Here is a 20,737-nt window from a genome sequence, read left to right on the forward strand (position 1 = left end):
AAGCCCCCAGCTTGAGCTTTCCAGCGCAAAAACTATTTCGACTTCTTTTTACTACAAAGTACGCTGCCGTAGAATTTGTTTATATTGATACTAAAGTGGTTAATGCTAAAGCCTACAGCGAAGTTTTTCGCGTTAGTGGAGAGTTTTTCATATAACGATGTGTCGCTGAGCAGTTGTTCAATACGTGACGCCCACTCTACCTTGTCGACTTTAGTTTTAAACCCGTTGTAGCCATTTTCCACGATATCGTCAATACCGCTTGAACGAACGGCTACCACCGGCATTCCCGCAGCCATAGCTTCAAGAATCACCATTCCCTGCGTTTCCGAACGAGAGGCAAATAAGAAAATATCACCGAGTCTACAGTAGGCTGGTATTTCATCTGGAGGAACGGCGCCAATAAGTATGACCGAAGAAGTCAATTCCATCTTTTTAATAGTAGCTTCGAGATGATTTCTTACTGGCCCATCACCAATGATTAGCAGCCTGAACGGCTGCTCTGCCTGCTCCTGTAGTTGGCGAATTGCCTTAAGCAGGAAACCTAAGTTTTTTTCCTGGCTAAGTCGGCTAATGCTCACTAAGATGCGCTCCCCGTTGGGTGCATATTTTGCCTTAAGAGAAGCTATCGCATCTTCAGATACATTCTGATATGCCTGATAGTCGATACCGGTAGGTTGTACTAAAATTCGTTTTCTGACACCAATGGCCCGCAGGTACTCTTCTGCCGACTCAGTTGGCACCACCACACCGTCACAGCGATTGGCAAACCGCCGTACTATGGTATGCGACACCAGATTACGAAACAGCGGCCCTGGCAGAGGCACATAATGGGCGTAATGTTCCAGCCGCGTGTGATAAGTATATATTACCGGTACGTTTAACCAGTTTCCGATAATCAGGCCGAGCTTTCCAAGCCAAAACGGGTGATGTACATGAATGATATCAGGACGAAAGCGGTAAATACGTCGGAAGGTTCGAACGGAAAAGACATTGCCTAAACGGAACTGGCTTTTCTTCTTTAAAGGTAGAAGAGCCCGCACCCTGAAAACAAGGCGTTCCTTCTTTTCATTCTTAGCATAGCTTGGCGCCACAATAAGCACTTTGTGCCCAAGTTTTGATAGCCCTTGGCGAAGGCGATCAATGGAAATGGGAACACCGCCAACATAAGGCAAATAGTTGTTGGTAAACATGGCAATGCGAAGTAGCCTGCCGTTAAGGGCATCGGGATCGTTATCGAAGTCCGGATAATAGTTACGCTCTGTAAACACCCGGTTATACAGCCAAGTGGCTATAACAGCGAAGCCACTTATCAGGAGAATAAAGTTTAGGTAGCCCACATAAAACAGCGAGTGAACAAAAAACCAAAAACTTTCCAGCGTACGCCATACCGGATGCTGCCCACTGTCTATTCTTTTTTCCTCGATAGTGATGGTATCACCCTCGACAGTAACGGCGACGAAGTGGTAATGACTTTGTTCATTGTTGATCACTAAGCCTCCCGCTCCACCGGTTACCACATACTGAGTTTCCTCATGCTGCTGTAATTCGTAGCGAGGCAAATTGGCCGAAAAAACGGCATCTACGCCGGTGCTTTCAATGAGTTGGGTAAAACGAAGGCGATCACTGTCATTGAACAAATAATTTTTATTCAATTCAAATAGCTGGGATAAATCGACAGGATAAAAAGGGTGAGCGCTAAATAGGATTAGATTAGCTTCATCGGCCGCATCCAAATCTTCTTCTAGCCAGCGATATTGCCAGCCGAAATCGGTGGTGCCAGTGCTGTCGAGAAAAATAAAGCGGCTATTACCCGCAGGAAAACTAAAATGAAGAGGTCCAAAATGATCATAGAACCGATAACCGCCAATTCGACTTTCTTCCTGCGGTCCAAAGGCAAGCAAGTACGGCATTTTTAAACGAGATAATGTACGATAAATGGCGCGATATTTATCTTCACCGCCGCTAGAAACTGCATTACCCGCAGACACCACAAAATCATAATTGCCGCGATTGAGCTGCGGGATAATTTTACGTTCGAAAATGCCCACCGAATTACTGACATTCCCCACTACCGCAAAACGATAATTGCTCTTGCCGTTCAAACGTTCTTCAATATTTTCTACCTGAAATGCATGCTCGGCAGCAAAGTCCCTTTCAAAAAAATTTAAATAAATTTTGTACGTGACGAGTGCTGCCACTAATATCAGATTCAGCCAAAATAGAACCCGCAGCGCATTTTTAGCCAAGTTTTTGCTCCTGATGGAATATCGCGTAAAGCGATACCGGAACCCCAATCAACATTCCCAGGTGCACGGTAAGAAAACGCCAGCCTACTACCAGTACAAACAGATCCACAGAATCCACTACAGTGGCAAACAAAAGCGCGAATACGCCTTCAGCCACGCCAGCGGCTCCTGGAGTAGGCGCAAAATACATAACGAAGGTATTTACCAACATGTACATCAATACGGTGAAATAGTTGAATGAATAGCCTAAAGTCCAAAGAATAAGTGCAGGGAAAGAAAAAAGAGACAACAAAAAGACCATGGTGGAGATAACGGCAAATAAACTGTTAACGGGTTTACCTTTAAAAAAGATTCGAAAGTAATGCGTAAAGCGAACGAGTTCTCGCAAAAACCGAAGTCGCCATCTATGACGGCGGCTCTGACTTAACATTCCTGTCATGCAAATTAATGCAAGTCCCTTATCCACTGCGCTAGCCAGCCAGCGGGGTCGCCATAGCAATATGATAAAAAACAACGCGTACAGCAGCGCAAATATCGCCAAAGACGTTCCCCATCGACTGCTCAACGAAGAGTCGGACAAGCCTTTTATACTAAACAAAACAAGTGGCGCAGGAATAAAAATCATCATACTTGCCATTAATGTACGTAAGGTGGTTGCCGCCACAGCAGCCCCGACCTGCACACCTTGTTTGTGTAGAAACCAGACTTGAGCCACGCCGCCGCCTGTGGCCATTGGCGTAACATTGGAAAACAGCAAATTGATGAATATCATGGGTATCATCGAAAGGAACGCTTGCTTTCGTCCCACCGCCCTAAGCGCAAACCATAGCCGTAACGCATCACTCAGATAATAAATAAACAATAAAGCGAGCGCAGGTAAAATAAACGATGCGGTGGCAAGCTTATCCCAAAGCTGACTGAACTGCCCTTCCAGCTCCCGCTGAATTGTCCAGGGGACCAAAGCGCTTAGCGAAATAAACAGTAAGACAAATAGAAAAAGCTTTACCCGACTAAACTGGAACTGTGTAGAAGCAGATGATAAAGAACGTTTGGTATGCATGAAAGAGCCGCGGAGCTGTCCTTTTCTATTGAAAATAAAAATCGGGCACAAAGCCCAGAAACTACCATTAAAGCTACAGGATAAAAAGGAGAAACCCACTGACAGAACCGAAAAGAAAATAGCCCCGGGCGCTGCGCAAATTTTTTGTCGCCGAAAGTCTGATTTTGCGCTTAGTGCGTAGAAGGTACTGTCTGTTATCGATCATTACAGTGATTGATTCACCAAATTGCTGATGTACCTAAGCGGGGCCGAACCATGCTAAACCTTCAACTACATAATGTTAAGGGGCCGTTTGTTTTACATTGGTAAAGGGTGAAGTCCGAGTCTTAATCTGGTTAAGGAGCGGAAACAGCGGTAGTTCTGTTTTGCCCAGCTTACTGCACGTCGTTGGGATCGTATCAAGGTAAAGCTGATACTTATCAACATAGGGTAACGGTTCAATGACTTTACAAAATAATGATTCTCGCGGCAATTTAAAAACCATGGTGGAACGGCAGATAGCGCGCCGGGGAATAACAGACCAAAACGTGCTTCATGCTATGCAAACTGTGCCACGAGACGCATTTATACCTGAAGATGAAAGCAATTTGGCCTTTGAAGATACCGCTGTTCGAATAGCAGAAGGACAAACCGTTTCGCAGCCTTACATTGTTGCCAAAATGGCCGAACTGGCAGAGCTGACAAGTTCAGACACGGTTCTGGAAGTGGGTACAGGTTCAGGCTACGGTGCTGCCGTTCTCGGACGTATTGCCAAACATGTATATTCCATAGAAAGGCATGCCTCGTTAGCGGCAAATGCGCGCCAGACCTTAGCCAGACTAGGCTACGCTAACGTAACTATCGTGGAGGGTGACGGCACTTATGGGCTGCCTGAACAGGCCCCTTTCGACGCTATCGTAGTCACTGCTGCCGCGCCCACCATTGTGCTGCAGCTGCAACAACAGTTGACTGAAGGAGGAAGACTGATCATTCCGGTAGGCACAGCAGATTCGCAGGAACTATTGCAAATCCGGCGCACGTCGGAAGATTCGTTTACCACTACAAGTTTTGGCGCCGTCAGATTCGTACCGCTTATTGGCGATTTTGGCTGGCAGGGAAACAACAACGTGCCGCCTGCAGAACCACCTGAAAGTTCTTCAACCGCCAGCAAAATTAGCCCCCAAAAAAGTCCAGTCGAATTGTTGAAAAGCCAGGCTATTTCGCTACCCGACCCCACCAGCGCGGACTTTGGCGAGCACTTTGAACATCTGGCCGATGCCAAAGTTGTGCTGTTAGGTGAAGCAAGTCATGGCACGGCTGAATTTTATCAGGCACGCGCAGCAATAACTGACTTTCTGGTACAGGAGCACGGCTTCAATATTGTTGCGTTGGAAGCGGACTGGCCTGATGTGGCGGTTGTCGATGGCTATATCAGAAACCGCAAAGTGCCGCACATTGGCCAACCTTCTTTTTCCCGTTTTCCCGAGTGGATGTGGCGGAATGAGCAATTCCGCGAATTTGTAAATCAGCTTCGCCAGCGCAACGAACAGCGCGTCGATAAACGTAAAGTGGCGATGTACGGGCTGGATCTGTATTCCATGCAAGCATCGCTACACGCCGTAATAGATTATCTGACCACCACAAAACCCGAACTTGCTGACATTGCACAAGATTGTTATAGCTGTTTTGAACCCTGGCTGGCGGATCCGGCTTCTTATGGCCATTCGGTGACTTCAGCAGAATTTACCGGCTGTGAAAAACAAGCTGTAGATATGTTGATAAAATTGCTGAATGAGCGGGAAGGTTTCAACGACAGTGGCAATGATGGCGATGAGTTTCTTGATGTTATCCGCAATGCCATGACGGTGGCTCGAGCGGAAGAATATTACCGCGCTATGTACCGCGGTTCTGCAGAAAGCTGGAACCTGCGTGACAGTCATATGTTCGATACACTTAAAGCGATTATGAACAGTCGCGGCAGCAGCGCTAAAGCCATCGTATGGGCGCATAATTCACATATCGGCGATGGTAGAGCAACGGAAATGGGCAAGCTCCACGGGCAACTGAATCTGGGCCAGTTATGCAGAGAAGCCTTCGGCGACCAAGCGCGGTTGGTGGGCTTTGGTACTGCTGAAGGAACAGTTGCCGCTTCCCGTTACTGGGGCGGTAAAATGGAAGTAAAGACCGTTCGCCCACCTATCGATGACAGTATTGAAAAGGTGTGGCAGAAAACCGGTCTTCATTGCGCTTATTTAAATAAAGACAATGCTGATACAGCGTTACTCCAAGCTCTGTCTAAACCCTATCTCGAACGCGCAATCGGGGTTATTTACCGGCCTGAAACAGAAAGAGCCAGCCACTACTTTGAAACGTCAGTAGCAAACCAGTTCGACGATTATATATGGATAGCCGATACCCACGCCGTTACTCCTTTGGCTCACATTAAAGAGCACGGTGGCAGTGACACCTTCCCATTTGGTGTATAGAGGCCGTGTTAGATCCCCTTTCTGAAACAAAAGGAAATCATCATGAAAGTTACCAGCACCACTTTTGAACCGGAAGGCCACATCCCTCTTGAATTCACAGGTAAAGGCCTGAATAGATCGCCCCAGTTATCATGGAGTGACGCTCCGGAGGAGACAAAAAGTTTTGCCATAATCATGGACGACCCCGATGTGCCCAACCGGGTCTTTGTACATTGGGTAGTTTTTAACATTCCCGCCGACCAGCGGCAAATTGATGAAACCTTGCAAGTTACGTTTTCTCAAGGAGTAAACAGCTTTGGTCATGTCGGGTATAGCGGCCCTTGCCCGCCCGAAAACGCCGGCCCTCACAGATACTTTTTTACCGTTTATGCGCTGGATACATTAATTGATGCGGAATCGGGTATTGATGCTAATACGCTGGAAAATGCCATGGAGGGACATATTCTTGCTCAAGCGAGCGTAATTGGCCTTTATGAGGAAACTGAACACCGATGATGAAGGCTGTCGCCTCCAGTTATCGGGAAATCTGGAAAAAAGCGTGCTTTATGGGAATTACCATAAATGGCATTAAAGCACGCTACCGCATTACACGGGAAAACCTTTTATCTCGACAGCACAATATGTACATCGTCGTAATAAACGCTGGTATAACCTTCGTACCCTGAATCGGTACCAATAAGCAGCCAGATAGTGCCATCTACGTTAGTGGTAAAATCAAGGGTATTTTCTGTAGTCGATTTTAAGGTCTTTGCCCCAAACTCCTCACCTAAGCAGTCCAGGCCTTCTATGCCGACATTGCCCAGCACGACGGTATTCGCGCCCGCATTTGATTGACTACCGATATCAATATTCATGTAATAATCAGACTGCTTTGGCTCTTCTTCTCCAAAACCAAACTTCACGGTCACCGCCTCTCCCGGAGCACCGCCTACGCCAAAACAGCCAAGAGCAGCGTTAGACACCAAATCTAATTCTATCGTGGCGGTATACCTGGTGCTTGGCTCCAGTCCCTTGATCTCCTTTTTGATATACATAAAAAGGTCGTCGCTGCGGTTATAGGCAGAAAGATTCAAACCATGCTTTTTCTCGTCTGTGGGCAGCGCTTCAAGATCACTTTGCATCTCGTAGTGATCATTATCTTCCCCTGCCGGGAAATCGGAAAAGCCCGGTATCCAGCCGTTATCTGTGGATTCAAAATCAGCAGTCACATTCACCGTGTCTGGCGCTAAAGGAAGAGAGATATCGTCTGAGTTACAACCATATAAAGTAAAAACTGACAAAGCGAAGAGCGGTTTACTAAGCATAATTAACCTACCGTTTAGTGGATAGTTCAGCCTACGCTGAAAAATCATAACTTACTGTCGCAATTAGTTTAATTTCGTAAACGAATGTAATTTTTCGATCCGGTGGTGTTATCTCACTTCGTTGCTATTATTGATAGTAATTGCGACCGCGCTACCGTTTGCCTGTTAAAGCACTCGCCCCACAAGGATTGTAATACTCGTCCGCAGTGATGTGTGCTCACTCAGAGCTAGAGGATTAGAATAAGACCATGAATAAAGCCACTCTCGTTTTCGTCTGCATCTGGATGTTTTGGCTCTTTACGACGTCAGCCAGTTACGGCGCCAACCAGCCCGATGCGTCAACGGCAATGCCGGATAATCCATTTATTCAAAACCCGTACGGCCGTGAGGTTTTCAGCTTAAATGGTCAATGGACTTTTATTGTGGATCCTTACGAAAACGGCTATTACAACCACCGTTATCAGCCTCATGAAAAAGAAGGTTACTTCCAAAACAAAAAGGCCCGGGCTCCTTCCGATCTAGTGGAATACAACTTTGATACTGCTAAGAAAATTTCTGTTCCCGGCGATTGGAACACGCAGTACGACGATCTATTCTTCTATGAAGGCACAGTTTGGTACAACAAGAATTTTCACTACGATAAAAAAGAGAATCGTACCTACGTGCTGCATTTTGGCGCTGTCAATTACCACGCTATTGTTTATGTAAACGGGCGGAAAGTAGGTGTGCATGAAGGGGGGTTTACCAGCTTTCAGTTTGATATTTCTCATTACCTGAAAAATGGCGATAACTTCGTTACGATGAAAGTGGATAATCGTCGGGAAAGGGATCAGGTTCCCACCGTCAATACCGACTGGTGGAACTACGGCGGCATTACCCGAAGCGTGGCAATATTGTCGCTACCAAAACACTATCTTGCAGATTATCGATTTAGCGTAGGCAAAGACAATTCGGTTATCCGGGGCAGCCTCAAGCTGAATGCCGAAGCAGCGAATAATGAAACAGTAGCCGTCGCGATTCCGGCACTACAGCTTTCTAAGGAAGTGGCGATTGGGCCTGATGGTTCAGCAGACTTTGAGTTCTCTGCATCCCCCGTTCTATGGACACCGGAAAACCCGACCCTTTACGATGTCGTCATTTCTTATAAAGATGAAGAAGTTAAAGATCGTATTGGATTTAGAACTATTGCGGTTGAGGGTGAAGACATTAAGCTAAATGGAAAGCCGATATTTCTTCGTGGCATTAGCATTCATGAGGAATCGCCTCTTACCCAAGGCCGCGCATGGAGCAAGGAAGATGCACGTCTTCTTTTGTCATGGGCCAAAGAGTTAGGATGTAATTTTGTGCGCCTTGCTCATTATCCACACAACGAAGCAATGCTTCGAATGGCAGATGAAATGGGCCTGATGGTGTGGTCAGAAATCCCCGTCTATTGGACGGTATTGTTTGACGATGCCACTGTTTATCAAAAAGCAGAAAGACAATTGCAGGAGATGATTTCCCGCGACAAAAATCGTGCTTCCATCATTATGTGGTCGGTGGCTAATGAAACGCCCAATACCTCTGAGCGACTGACGTTTCTTACCAAGCTGGTTAATCAAGCCCGCGCCATTGATAATTCACGGCTGATTACTGCGGCTATGGATACTCAAAGCAGTTCTACGCAGGGTAAAGTCATTGATGATCCACTAGCAGACGTAGTCGACGTTATTGGCATCAATAGCTATTGCGGCTGGTACTCTGACACTGCCGAAAGTTGCGCAGAGTTAACCTGGCAATCAAATTACCATAAACCAATTATTATGAGTGAATTAGGTGCAGGAGCGCTGCAAGGGAAACATGGCGGTATTCATGAGCGTTGGACGGAAGAATTTCAGGAAAATGTTTATATTCATAATTTGGAAATGGTAAAAAACATTAGCGCTCTGCGGGGCCTGACACCATGGATTTTGAAAGATTTTCGCTCCCCCAGAAGACCATTAAACGATATCCAGGATTTCTGGAACAGGAAAGGTTTAGTCTCTGAAAAAGGGATCAGAAAAAAAGCCTGGTATGTTCTGCGCGACTTTTATCAGGAAAAGCAAACTAGCGATTAGCGGACTCAGGATTTACGAGAAAGAGCATATTCTGCACTATAATTCGTGCGACTGAACTTTCAATTAAAGCGACTGAATTAGATGCCCTTTTCTCAATGAGCGGTCGATTCTTACTGCGGGTTACTATTATATGTGAAAGCCCGCATCACACCTCGCAGTTCAGCCAGCCCTTTCAATCGACCAAGATAGGAGTAGCCGGGTTTCGCGTTTTCTGCTTCTAATTCCGCAGTTAAAAGATGCCCATGATCAGGACGCATTGGTATGGCAATGCCTGTATCTTTCTCAACATCTAATAGTGCTGAAATGAGGCCCACCATATCGACATCGCCACTCAAATGATCAGACTCGTAGAATGAACCGTCCTCTTCACGAATGACATTGCGAAGGTGAACAAAATGGATGCGATCCGTAAATGTTTTCACCATGCTTATCAGGTTGTTGTCGGCTATTGCGCCAAATGATCCGGCGCACAATGTCAAACCGTTTGCAGGACTAGGGATGGCATCAAGCAATTTCTTCGCATCTTCCTGAGTAGAAAGCACCCGTGGCAGACCAAACAATGGAAACGGCGGATCATCCGGATGAATGCACATTTTGACATGGTATTGTTCTGCAACAGGAATGATTTCTTGAAGAAAAAGAAAGAGATTCTGCCGCAGACCTTCTGTACCCAACGCGATAAATTGTTCAATTGTTGTTTTGATTGTATTGCGACTATAAGAACCTTCTCCACCCGGCAAGCCGGCGATAATATTCTTTTCCAGCAGCGTTTTTTCCTTGCTGCTCATTGCTTCAAGCCTGGCTGCCGCTTTGGCTTTTAACGTTTCAGAATAATCTTTTTCGGCACCTTCACGTTGCAGAATAAAAATATCGTAAGCCACAAAATCTGTCATTTCAAATCGCAGCGCCAGACTATTGTTTGGAAGCAGATAAAGTAAGTTGGTGCGGGTCCAGTCCACCACCGGCATAAAGTTATAGCAGATAGTGTTAACACCTGCTCTGCCTGCATTTTCAACAGACTGCTTGTAGTTATCGATATATTGTCGATAGTTTCCCGTGCGGGTTTTGATGTCGTTATGTAAAGGAATACTTTCGATCACCGACCATTCCAGCCCGCTTTCTTCAATCAATGTTTTCCTTTCGATAATGGCATCAAGCGGCCACGCCTGGCCGGTGGGAATTTCATGTAAAGAAGAGACAACTCCGACAGCGCCTGCCTGCGCTATCATTTCAAGTGAAATGCCATCTGAAGGACCAAACCACCGCCATGTTTCTATCATTACTTCATCCCAACCAAACTTTTAAAGAAAACGGGTCGCGCTGTCAGACCAATATACCGCTGAAGACAGCGCGTTGCTGCGCACAACTTTTATTTTATTTAGCTCTGGATTTACGATCTTTCGAACGTGGGCTTCTTTTTGCGCCCGCTCCGGTGGCTGTCGGTCTTGCACTGTGGCTTTTACCGCCCGATCTTGACCGCCTTGATGGACGCTTTTCCTCGCCCTGTTTACCTGAGCCAGATGATGGAGATTTTGACGGTTTAGGCTTGGGCTTTCTGTGTCCCGGCGGCGCTTCTGAAGAAGAATGTTCAATAGATTTAAGCAACACATCCAGCTCCTTTTTTGTTAAATCTCGCCACTCCCCTACGGGTAAGCCTTTAAGGCTGACATTCATTATTCTTACGCGCTCTAATTTGACTACATCATAATCAAAGCGCTCGCACATCCGCCGGATCTGGCGATTCAGTCCCTGCACAAGGGTGATGCGAAACACCAAGCGACCTTCTTTATTTACCTGACATTTTTTGGTTACCGTTCCTAATATCGGCACCCCCGCAGCCATGCCGGAAATAAAGTCATCGGTAATGGGTTTATTTACCGTGACCAGATATTCCTTTTCATGATTGTTGCCAGCACGCAGTATTTTGTTCACTAAATCGCCATTGCTGGTAAGAAAAATAAGACCTTGAGAATCTTTATCTAATCGTCCGACCGGAAAAATTCGCACGCCGTGATTAACAAAACTGACGATGTTATTTTTTTCGCTTCTTTCAGTGGTACAAACAACACCTACCGGCTTGTTTACCGCAATAAAAACAAAATCATCGGCGGCCTTAGGTGCAATGGGTTTTCCATTAACTTTAACGGTATCGCCCGGCGCCACTTTGTCCCCCACCTGCGCACGCTTTCCGTTCAGGTATACATTGCCCTGTTCGATGTAACGATCAGCTTCGCGCCTGGAACACATGCCACTTTCACTAATGTATTTGTTCAAGCGGGTTAAGGACGGGTTTTCCATATATTCTTTATACTCAACCAATTAACTATTTTTTTGCCAAAGCAATGTTGCAAGAGGGATATGATACACGGGCTGGCGCAGTTTAGCAGGGGGATTTACGTGCCGCGTTTAATAACCGGGATAACTGACGAATGTTTTTATTGGTATACAACTACCTGCCACTGATATTACTGCGGCAGGTAGTTTTAAGCAGCTTGGTGAGCAACAAGGCTTTTTGCGATCACGCTTGATCCGTCAGGCCCTTTGTTCCTGATATGCGTAGTCACTTAAGCCAAGCTCCTGCAGCATCTTGTCGAGATGCTGTTTAGCTTCTTCTGTCGGACCAGGGTAATCCCCTGCAATTGCCACGTTGCCTAAGTAACCGATATCTTTGGTTCCTTCCGGCGAGCAGAAAAATGCCGCTAACACCAACGAGCGAAAACGGCTAAACGCCGTGGCAATACGCTGGAACTGCTCCGGCGTTTTTGCGTTCTCGTAGGCGATATCATCAATAATGGCAGTTTGTTGCGCCGAACTTAGCTTGGTAAACGGCTTCTGGAATCGCAGCTCGGCCTCATCGTCAATCCACGCAAGGGCAGACAAAATGGTAATTCTGTCTCTTTGCTGACTGGCGTAAGGAGCACTTACCCACTCATCAACCACATCGGGCACGTTAACTTGCGAGGCAGAAGGAACGTTACCGTCTTTTGGCACCAGAATATCGGATAACACCGCCACAGTGGTAAGTTGCGCAGGCGTAAGCGTGCGCGGCCACGGCGTTTCAGGCGGTATTATCAGGTTTGGATCTTTACCGTACCCTTTGGCCGTAACAGGCGCTAAGCTCAATTCTGGCCAATGTCCAGCTTGAGTCGCCGCTACCGCAGTGTTATCGCTACATGCAGCAAGACCAGGCAGCGCTGCACTGGCAGCTAGTATACCCATCCACTTCAGAGACTCTCGGCGACTAAGCCGCGGAAGATATTGATAATCCTGATCGGGTTGTTTATCAGTCATCTTAAATTACCCCCTGCTTCATCTGGGTTGCCAGCCAATCGGCGTTTCTCATTGCCAGCGTCATAATCGTCAACGTACAGTTTTTATGAGGATTAGAAGCAAATACCCCGGCGTCCATAACAAACAGATTATTGCAATCCCAGGTTTGCCCCCACTGATTGGTTACCGAATCAGTAGGGGATTCGCCCATACGCGTAGAACCCACTTCGTGGATAATTTCACCGCCTTTAAGAATGGCCTCTTCGGGAGTAGGCAGCTCACCCACATCAGCGCCCATATTGGCAAAAATGACTTTGGCGGTTTCCAGTCCGTGCTTAATCTGATTTAGCTCGTGCTCAGACCATTTCCAGTGAAACTTAGCTACCGGAATGCCCCACTTATCCGTTACCTTGTCGTCGATTTCCATATAGCAGTGTTCGTTCGGTAGCATTTCGCCTCGTAAAGCGAATCCGATATATGCACCGTAATTGGCTTTCGCCTCATCTTTTAACGCTTTGCCATAGCCTTGCAGATCGCCCGCTACTGAAGATCCGGGTTCACGAAAGCCACTGCCGATTTCAAAGTGGTAACCGCGAGGAAAATCCAGCTCTCCTTTCGCCTGAGCCTGATGTCCCCACCAGGGAATAAACAGGTGATTTGAGGTATGACCGTCTTCATTATAACGTGGGCGATTACGCAGGGCTGGCACCATCGCGCCGATATTTGCCCCGGTTGAATCCATTATATTACGCCCAACCTGACCGCTGGAATTCGCTAATCCGTTGGGGTGCTTTTTGCTTTTCGAGTTCAGCAGAATTCGGGCCGATTCGCAGGCACTTGCCGCCAGTATAACGACTCTGGCAGACAGTTTTTCATCCTTGCCGGTTTTCTTGTCAACGTAGGTCACGCCGGTTACCTTGCCGTCATCGTCTGTATCTACAGAACGCACCATGGCATCGGTAACAACCTCTAGCAAACCCGTTTCTCTTGCCAGCGGAATCAACGATGTGGTGGTTTGAAACGCCGCGCCAATAGAACATCCATGACCACAGGGTGTGGCGTAAAAGCATTTTGAACGAATATCTTTTGGCGCAGTCAACACCGCCCGATGCATCGGCGCTAAATCAATCCCTTCTTTTTTGGCTGCAGCCGCCACCAGCAATTCCGTAATTCGCGGCGTGGGCGGAGTTTGCAACACGCCCGGGGAAGACGGTGGCATGTCTTCGTGGCCCGTGTTTGCTCCACAAACCCCCACCAGGGTTTCTGTTTTGTCGTACCAGGGCGCCAATTCATCATATTCAAACGGCCAGTCGGCCCCTAAACCATCACGACTTTTACCCTTAAAATCATGCTCGCTAAAGCGCAGAGAATAACGGCCCCAGTGATTGGTTCGACCACCGAGCATACGCGCCCGCCACCATAAAAATTCGGTCCCCTCTGCCATTGTGTAGGGTTCATCAGGTACGGTCCAGCCGCCATCCACCGTGGCATCGTAAAACCCAAAATCTTTATCAACGTTCCCTGCCCCCATCAGCGGCGCCTCGCCATTGCGTTTAAACATGGGGGTTTCGGTTTTAGGATCGTAATCACGCCCGGCTTCCAGCATCAGCACTTTCACGCCTGATTTGGTCAGTTCGTAAGCCGCCATGGCGCCGCCAGCACCTGAACCAACAACAATAACATCGTGCTTAACATCTGCCATTAATTCAGTTCCTTGATTCTGATATTCTTGAACCACACAACATTGCCGTGATCCTGCAAACCGATATGGCCGCTGCGATTCTCACCAAAGCCTTTCCAATCGGCGAACTTGCTGTTGGCAATAAGGGTATCCCAGGTAGAGCTGCCGATAACGACGTTGGTAGTAATAACGCCGTTTTGCCAAACTTGCAGTAACTTGTCATTCAACTTTATGCGGAGCTGGTTCCACTGCCCTGCCGGTTTAAGAGCAGATTTATGCACCGCAACCATATCGTAAAGCGACCCGGCAAGATGGGTGTCTATTTTGTTATCGTGGGCCTTCTCATTGTCCAGAATCTGAATTTCCGGTGCATGGGAATAAATGTACTTGCCTTCTTCGTCGGCCATTATCAGCACGCCGCTGTTGCCGCCCTCAGAGATTTTCCATTCAAGTTTAAGATCAAAATCTTCATACTTGCTTTTGCTGATCAGGTCGCCCGCGCCCGCTTCGGTAAGCTTGAGAGCGCCATTCTCAATTTGCCATTTATCACTGACCGAAGACTTCTGATAATTACGCCATTGGCTCATATCGCTGCCGTCAAACAGAAGTTGCCAGCCATCCTGCTTTTCATTAGCAGTTAATTGATTTTCCTGGGCGTAGCCTGATGAATTAAATACGCCAAGTAGCAAGCCTGACATTAATAGTGTAAACGTTTTCATTTTATTGCCTTTAAGCCCCTGTGTGGTGATGTTCTGCCTGTTTTTTTTATTTTTTGCGGCTCTGAGGTTATCACAGCCGTTGGTTGATGCAACTGTAACAACCACAGGGAAGACCAGTGCTGTTAAAGCAGTAAAAGGAGGTGGTGCATAAGATATAGGATTAAAAATAATTTACCTAACCCCAGATCGGCTTAAGCAACAACCATGGCATTGCGCTCAATGTCACTGATATTAAGGGATGGCTTGTTTTCTTTAAGACAATAAGCCACCAGACCAGCCATTAAATTGAGTGTAAAACCATTTATACTGCGATGCCTTGAGTGCTCAATGTATGAAATGTTCTTTAATTGGTCGTTGATAGTTTCAATAATGAAGCGCTTCGATAGCATCGCTCTGTCCCATAAAGACATCGCTTTTGCTTTCATATTTTTGCGAACCGTGGTGATAAGTTTGACGCCTTTCTCAAATAAATTAGCTTCTAATGCTTTGCTCAAATACCCTTTATCGCCATACAATTTGTCGGGTAAATGTCGAGCTAATTCTTCGACAGGTTTTGTGTCATGGACATTCCCCGTCGTCACTTTTGTCGCCACGATTTCACCCAGATGGTTCACTATCAAGTGTAGTTTAAAGCCGTAAAACCAGCCCATTGTTCCTTTTCCTCTTTGCGCTATCCCGTCAAAGGTTTTATGGCGAGGTATGCGAATGTTATGGCAAACCTTTAGGCTGGTAGAGTCAATGAATTCAATGCCTGTAGGCTTTCCCTTTAAAGTACTGAAGTAGGCACACATGGGCACAATTGTTCGCGGCATTACTTCTAAAAAGCGCGTATAACTAAGCAAATCAGGAAATGCGTTGCGATAAAATACTCTTACATATCCCGAGTAATAATTCTTAAAATCGCGATGATGTGACATGTGAAAACCGATGATGATTGTCATCATTTCACTCATTGACATACGGCACTCACGTCGTCGTCTTCTGGTGCCGTCTTCAAGTAGCTGCTTTTGCCATTGGGGAATAAACACTTTGCAAAAGTCATCGACATCGCAAAATAATTCAACTAGATTCTTCATGCTTGTTCCTTGTTGATTTGGTCATTTCTTTGTCGAAAGATCCGATCTTGGAACAGGCTTTTAGTTCAATTTCTTAAACAGGATTGGGGTTACCTAACACTAATCCGCGTTGATGCGTGCTCACTCAGTGCAAGAATGTTTTCACTTTTGACAATCCCATATCGTGAAGGTGTAGTCGGGCTAAATCGAACGAAACAGCGTTTGAGGAGCTGGAGGCCAGTTGGGAAAACACACCCTCTAGATCAAGGGTTTTTTAGCCATGGCGCCAGATGCGCGCAACCTTCTGTTCGAATGGAGTACTTTCTGTTCGAATACACATGTTATGTCAAATCCTGCACTTGCCGAAATAAAACTTGTTGAGATTTGTAGTCTTGTATTAAAAGTTTCTATCAAACAGCTCGATTGGCACTAGCCTAAGGAATCGACAACATATTGCTGATCTACGAACTCACTTCTTCGAGTCAACATGTGGCTCGACAGTGAGAGCGAAATCTTGCAGGCGCCAGTCGAGTTCACGGACTTTCTTCATGGCGTCCCGCAGATCTTCTGGGCAAATGGAAGCATTATCGTAAGTGTTGACAAATCCTTCGCCGTAAATTAGATGCCCATGCTCGAAAAGCCGAACCTGTACCTGTTTTATCCAACTAAACTCAGTTAACATCTTTTCTGCTTTATCAACAAGATCAAGGTAGTTGTTATCAAGAGAGGTAGGAACCCGGTTGATCAAGCCAGTGACCGCATCTTTAGTCTGAGACCACCCGTCTTTAAGAATATCAAATGAAATGAAAGCGGCCGCAACGGCGTCTGCCCACCACCAGCCCATTCCAATCCCCAGTACCCCGCCAATTGCTGCCACCGCAGTCAGCCAATCGGCCTTATTCATCTTACCGTCAGTGTATAGAACCTTATCATTTAGCATTCTGGCTTGTTTTGTTTTGGCCAACCCAAGTATGACAGGGGGAAAAATGCCCCATAGCAGGACCAGTATCATCCACCAACCCAGCCAGATGTCCTTAGCAAAAAACTCCTTCATTCCTATCGTTGGGTGTTCCTGCGTAGAAAGCTTGATGAGCGCGTCGATGAGCAAAAAACTTCCCATCAGCAGAAGCGCCAGTGCTGCACACAAAAACAAGATGGAAATGATCCGATGAAATCCGTAGGGATAATGGACTGTAGGTTTTCGCCAGCAAACGTGAGTTCCGATTAGAAAACAGATGGGCGGAATCAAACTCAGACAATCTTCAATCCATGCTGTTTTCATAGCTTGTGACGATCCCATCACGATATACATCAAAATAATCACGCTGATCAGATAGGCGATGGAAATGTATTCGAGAACCCGGGCTTTGTGAAGAGCTCTCGTCTGCTCCTCAGTGAATTCATACTGGGGAACAAGCTTCATTTTCGCTGCTCCTGTTTATAAATGGCTACTATTTCTTTTTCATGCGCTTTTAAAAACTTTTCCAGTGTTATTATGAAGCCATTTTCACCTCGAGAAACGGCGAAAACATGCTGATCCTTTTTATCATCACTCAATTTCAGGTATGGCCTCGTCAAGGCCATCTTTTTTATTCGCGGGTTGTCCGCCGTCAGTCCGCCTAATACCAGGTCCAGCTTTCTGAGCTCCATTTTGTCTGACGCCTCTGCTTCAGAGAGAAATTCCCATTGCGGACGAGCTGTTAAACTGCGTGCGAAATCGGAAATAATTCTGATTTCAACACCTTCAGGGTTCAAGCTGCTTCCATAAGCCCATGGTTTGTGCTCTATGACACCTATCCGCAAGCGCTGGCTATCAAGTACGGTTTGTAGTGTTGCTTCAGTGTCCCGGGGATAATTGTCACATCCTGATAAGACCAGCAAACTCATAAACACAAAAACTTTAAACATGATCCTTCTTCCTTTATTTTACAGAATCATTTTTATGTGCGTTGAGCTCGTACCGTCATTCATTTGTCAGCGCATCTGCATACAGACATTATTTTTATCTGTGTGCGTTAAACATGCCGCCGCTCATACATACCTCAAAGAACCAATACCACCCCATCGTACGAATTTATAAGAAACTGACAAATATTGAAAAGTTTAAATGTACCTCGTTCTAATCAGTTGTTACTGATTTTATTAATTTTTAGATTGTTAATTTACGGCACTTGTTAGTCAAAGACGCAGAAGGTGAATGATTGGGGTCAATGAGATTAATTCTTTATTAAATTTCCCGCATAAATGAAAATTCTGTTGGCTTTGCAGAATCTTGGAAGACAGAAGGGGTGAGACTACTTTTTAATGTCCGTAAGAAGTATGAGTCATAACGGGGAGATCTTTGAGAACACGCTGTAACCCCACCCTTGGGCGCTCAGCCGCAGCATCCATGCTGTTGCACAGCGCCTGTTGCACAGCGCCTGCTGCACAGCGCCTGCTGCACAGCGCCTGCGGAAAGTTCTGAATGATATCTTCTTTCTGCCTTTTCATGTGTAGCACAGTGACGAACAGCTATTTAGGGCGTGTTGACCTTTTCTGTTAAAGCCTCACTTACGTTCCACTGAAGCGCTTTGCTTTTATCTCCCAGTCGTCAAAACCTGCTAAGTCTCTCTTCAGAAAAGTCGAGGCATTTGCATCTTTTCCGTTCAGGTGCCAGTCCAGCCATTTTAGCGCCACGCGAGTAAAGGAACCGCCCAAAGGCTCTTCAAACGTGCCTGAATGCCCACCACCGGGAAGATTGGCAAAAGCAACGGGGACATGATTTATTCGCTGATAGTCTAACTTTGCGTTGTCTGTCGCCACATCAGAATCGCCGCCTACCAGGTAAAGTATTGGGCCGTGAAGTGCGTTTAGAGACTGTCTGTCCGCTTTCGCCATGGTCATATCACCAATACCTGAGTTGAACATTAAATAGGTCTTTACCCGAGGATCAGACGCAACGGCCAATACTTGTGCTCCACCACAAGACTGACCAGCGAAAGCCACATTGTTCATGTCAACTGAACTAAAGTATCGACCGCCCTTAGTTTGGGACGCGCGGCCAATCCAATCCAAAGCCTCAGTCATCATTTCGTTCGCGGCTTTTTTAAGAGGGCGGTCATCTAAGCGGTTTTGCATTGCGCCAAGCGCAATAACTAAATATCCATGGGACGCTATTTCCGACAACATGCGTTCGAATGGAAAAGAAGTATCATTACAGCCGCCATTAGCGAAGATTACAACCGGAAGACCATGTTCTTGTGCTACAGCTTCACCGATGTTTTTTGGCTGATAAAACACATAGCCTGGTAGGCCTGATTCCGAAGCAGCAATGGCTTTGAATTTACCGCTACCGCCACTGTCCAATGTTTTGAAAGCTGTAATTTCACCAAAGCTTTTGCAAGAAAAAGCTATAGCCGGGAAAATTAATAGCGCAAGGACCAAATACCGAATCATTCTCTCTCCTTTGTAAAGGCAGTAGCGTTACAATGTGAGTTACAATGATTTCACATTTGTATGACAAATGAAATATTTTTGAAAGTATTGCGGAAAATAACTGCGCTTTTGAGCCAGGCGCTCTTGTTTTCGTTGAGTCGATTGTGGCCTTTTAATTGGTTGATTGGCTCGTTTCCACTGTCTATGTGGGCTTTAAGATATCTATTTTTCGTTATTTTAATTAACGGTACTAATTAGTCCTTTCCAGTGACGACTGAAAAAACTTATTTCAGTACCTCAATATTTAAAGTGTAAGCATGGAAGTCATTAGTTGTTGTACTCTGCCCTCGCTCAATTTATAAGGATCGTCAACGCCTTTAAAAAGGAGTCTCGTAACCATCTTCAAAGATATTCTTTTAACCATGCATGTACTTCGTTAACCAGGCTTTCACGGTTGTTGGAGAGCGCATGATTATCATTTTGGTAAATAACTAGCTTATGAGGATGTTGCTTTGCGGATAGCACTCTTGCAAGTTCCTTCGACTGGTGAACACTTACCCTCCGATCAGCAGTGCCGTGGACGAGTAGCAACGGGCTTAACGGCAGTTCGTCCGCCCAATCGATTACAGAACGTTTTGAGAGCGCCTCATCTCGATTTTTTTCAAAATCAGGTATTCTGGCCTTAAAAACTTTTTCCATCGCGGGCCGCCGCTCTAACAATTTTCTTGCATCTGAGGGTCCCGCTATGGAAATAATAGCTTTGACTTTGGGAAGTTGCTTCGCAACAAGATAGGATTGCATTACGCCTCTACTCCAGCCCACTAATGCTATTCTAGAAGGGTCTGCCGCTGGAATTTCCTTGAGTAGTTCAACTAACGCCAGAACATCATTGACGTCTTTACCACCGAATTCGTCTCTTCCATTTTCAGCGATAAATTTTGTGCTTGCTCCTCGATATTGACTCCCAATAACAATATAACCGCCTGCTGCAATATCAGAGATAAAACCCATTTTCTCCCCAAACACTACGTATCCGTAACCAGCATTACCGCCACGATTAAAAATGACTACCGGTAATGACGCAGCTAACGCAGTGCCTTTGGGTTTTACGTAATATCCTTCGATGATTAAGTCATCGACGCGATACTTAAAATCAACACACTCAAGTGCAGACTTCCTTTCTTCAAATTTACTTTCTGAAAAGTAATTGAGAAATCGCTCTTCGTTAAAGTTCACTTTATGGGACTTTAGCATTTCTAACCAATTGCTATGATTTTCGAAGGGTCCTCTAAAGCAGCTTTTAGAATCTAAAATATTGTTTGCCGCGTGTGACGAAAAGGCGAAAATAATGGATAAAGCCATTAAATAGTATTTCACTTACATTCCTTGCAATTGCGAATAAAAAATTTATGAAAAGCACAGACCGC

The 20,737-nt window shown here is 45.9% G+C and carries 17 protein-coding genes; 3 read left to right on the forward strand and 14 right to left on the reverse strand.

Annotated elements, in window-relative coordinates; genetic code table 11:
* Positions 1-32: 32 nt before the first annotated feature.
* Both CA267_RS04885 and CA267_RS04890 read right to left on the reverse strand, forming a co-directional pair.
* Positions 33-2,246: a glycosyltransferase gene (locus tag CA267_RS04885; RefSeq protein ID WP_075608530.1), complete on the reverse strand. Its 2,214-nt coding sequence runs from the start codon at positions 2,244-2,246 to the stop codon at positions 33-35.
* Positions 2,239-3,306 (reverse strand): lysylphosphatidylglycerol synthase transmembrane domain-containing protein, encoded by a 1,068-nt coding sequence (locus CA267_RS04890; protein WP_075608529.1) that lies wholly within the window; start codon positions 3,304-3,306, stop codon positions 2,239-2,241. Before CA267_RS04890 ends, CA267_RS04885 begins: the two co-directional genes overlap by 8 nt.
* Before the next feature lie 440 nt (positions 3,307-3,746).
* Between CA267_RS04890 and CA267_RS04895 the strand changes: the two genes are divergently transcribed.
* On the forward strand, positions 3,747-5,771 hold the full coding sequence (locus CA267_RS04895) for a protein-L-isoaspartate(D-aspartate) O-methyltransferase (protein ID WP_075608527.1): 2,025 nt from the start codon (positions 3,747-3,749) through the stop codon (positions 5,769-5,771).
* 42 nt (positions 5,772-5,813) lie between these two features.
* The gene (locus tag CA267_RS04900; protein WP_075608526.1) at positions 5,814-6,266 is read left to right on the forward strand and encodes a YbhB/YbcL family Raf kinase inhibitor-like protein; all 453 of its coding nucleotides are present in this window, start codon (positions 5,814-5,816) and stop codon (positions 6,264-6,266) included.
* A 107-nt stretch (positions 6,267-6,373) separates the two neighbouring features.
* Here CA267_RS04900 and CA267_RS04905 read toward each other — a convergent pair whose 3' ends face one another.
* On the reverse strand, positions 6,374-7,075 hold the full coding sequence (locus tag CA267_RS04905) for a hypothetical protein (protein ID WP_075608525.1): 702 nt from the start codon (positions 7,073-7,075) through the stop codon (positions 6,374-6,376).
* A gap of 248 nt (positions 7,076-7,323) precedes the next feature.
* On the opposite strand from CA267_RS04905, the gene CA267_RS04910 reads away from it, so the two are divergent.
* Positions 7,324-9,171 carry a glycoside hydrolase family 2 protein gene (locus CA267_RS04910; RefSeq protein ID WP_075608524.1) on the forward strand — a complete coding sequence of 616 codons (1,848 nt, stop codon included), beginning with the start codon at positions 7,324-7,326 and terminating at the stop codon, positions 9,169-9,171.
* Positions 9,172-9,281: 110 nt separating this feature from the next.
* Here CA267_RS04910 and uxuA read toward each other — a convergent pair whose 3' ends face one another.
* The 11 genes from uxuA to CA267_RS04965 form a co-directional block, all read right to left on the reverse strand.
* Positions 9,282-10,451: a mannonate dehydratase gene (gene uxuA / locus CA267_RS04915; RefSeq protein WP_075608523.1), complete on the reverse strand. Its 1,170-nt coding sequence runs from the start codon at positions 10,449-10,451 to the stop codon at positions 9,282-9,284.
* A 94-nt stretch (positions 10,452-10,545) separates the two neighbouring features.
* Positions 10,546-11,469 carry a 23S rRNA pseudouridine(2604) synthase RluF gene (gene rluF, locus CA267_RS04920; protein WP_075608522.1) on the reverse strand — a complete coding sequence of 308 codons (924 nt, stop codon included), beginning with the start codon at positions 11,467-11,469 and terminating at the stop codon, positions 10,546-10,548.
* A gap of 234 nt (positions 11,470-11,703) precedes the next feature.
* Positions 11,704-12,462 (reverse strand): gluconate 2-dehydrogenase subunit 3 family protein, encoded by a 759-nt coding sequence (locus CA267_RS04925; RefSeq protein ID WP_075608521.1) that lies wholly within the window; start codon positions 12,460-12,462, stop codon positions 11,704-11,706.
* 1 nt (position 12,463) lies between these two features.
* Complete coding sequence (locus CA267_RS04930; protein ID WP_075608520.1) at positions 12,464-14,143, reverse strand: GMC family oxidoreductase; 1,680 nt, start codon at positions 14,141-14,143, stop codon at positions 12,464-12,466.
* Complete coding sequence (locus CA267_RS04935; RefSeq protein WP_075609991.1) at positions 14,143-14,841, reverse strand: 3-keto-disaccharide hydrolase; 699 nt, start codon at positions 14,839-14,841, stop codon at positions 14,143-14,145. The genes CA267_RS04930 and CA267_RS04935 overlap by 1 nt, the downstream gene beginning before the upstream one ends.
* Positions 14,842-15,032: 191 nt before the next feature.
* The gene (locus CA267_RS04940) at positions 15,033-15,917 is read right to left on the reverse strand and encodes an IS982 family transposase (protein WP_170669017.1); all 885 of its coding nucleotides are present in this window, start codon (positions 15,915-15,917) and stop codon (positions 15,033-15,035) included.
* A gap of 448 nt (positions 15,918-16,365) precedes the next feature.
* On the reverse strand, positions 16,366-17,319 hold the full coding sequence (locus CA267_RS04945) for a cation transporter (protein ID WP_075608519.1): 954 nt from the start codon (positions 17,317-17,319) through the stop codon (positions 16,366-16,368).
* Positions 17,316-17,804: a transporter substrate-binding domain-containing protein gene (locus CA267_RS04950; protein WP_075608518.1), complete on the reverse strand. Its 489-nt coding sequence runs from the start codon at positions 17,802-17,804 to the stop codon at positions 17,316-17,318. The genes CA267_RS04945 and CA267_RS04950 overlap by 4 nt, the downstream gene beginning before the upstream one ends.
* Before the next feature lie 393 nt (positions 17,805-18,197).
* Positions 18,198-18,386: a hypothetical protein gene (locus CA267_RS04955; RefSeq protein ID WP_097349112.1), complete on the reverse strand. Its 189-nt coding sequence runs from the start codon at positions 18,384-18,386 to the stop codon at positions 18,198-18,200.
* A gap of 60 nt (positions 18,387-18,446) precedes the next feature.
* Entirely contained in the window at positions 18,447-19,331 is an 885-nt protein-coding gene (locus CA267_RS04960) for a dienelactone hydrolase family protein (RefSeq protein WP_075608516.1), read from the reverse strand.
* A gap of 381 nt (positions 19,332-19,712) precedes the next feature.
* Complete coding sequence (locus tag CA267_RS04965; protein WP_083638318.1) at positions 19,713-20,687, reverse strand: alpha/beta hydrolase family protein; 975 nt, start codon at positions 20,685-20,687, stop codon at positions 19,713-19,715.
* Between the last annotated feature and the right edge of the window lie 50 nt (positions 20,688-20,737).

Source organism: Alteromonas pelagimontana (genome assembly GCF_002499975.2).
Lineage (GTDB): Bacteria > Pseudomonadota > Gammaproteobacteria > Enterobacterales > Alteromonadaceae > Alteromonas > Alteromonas pelagimontana.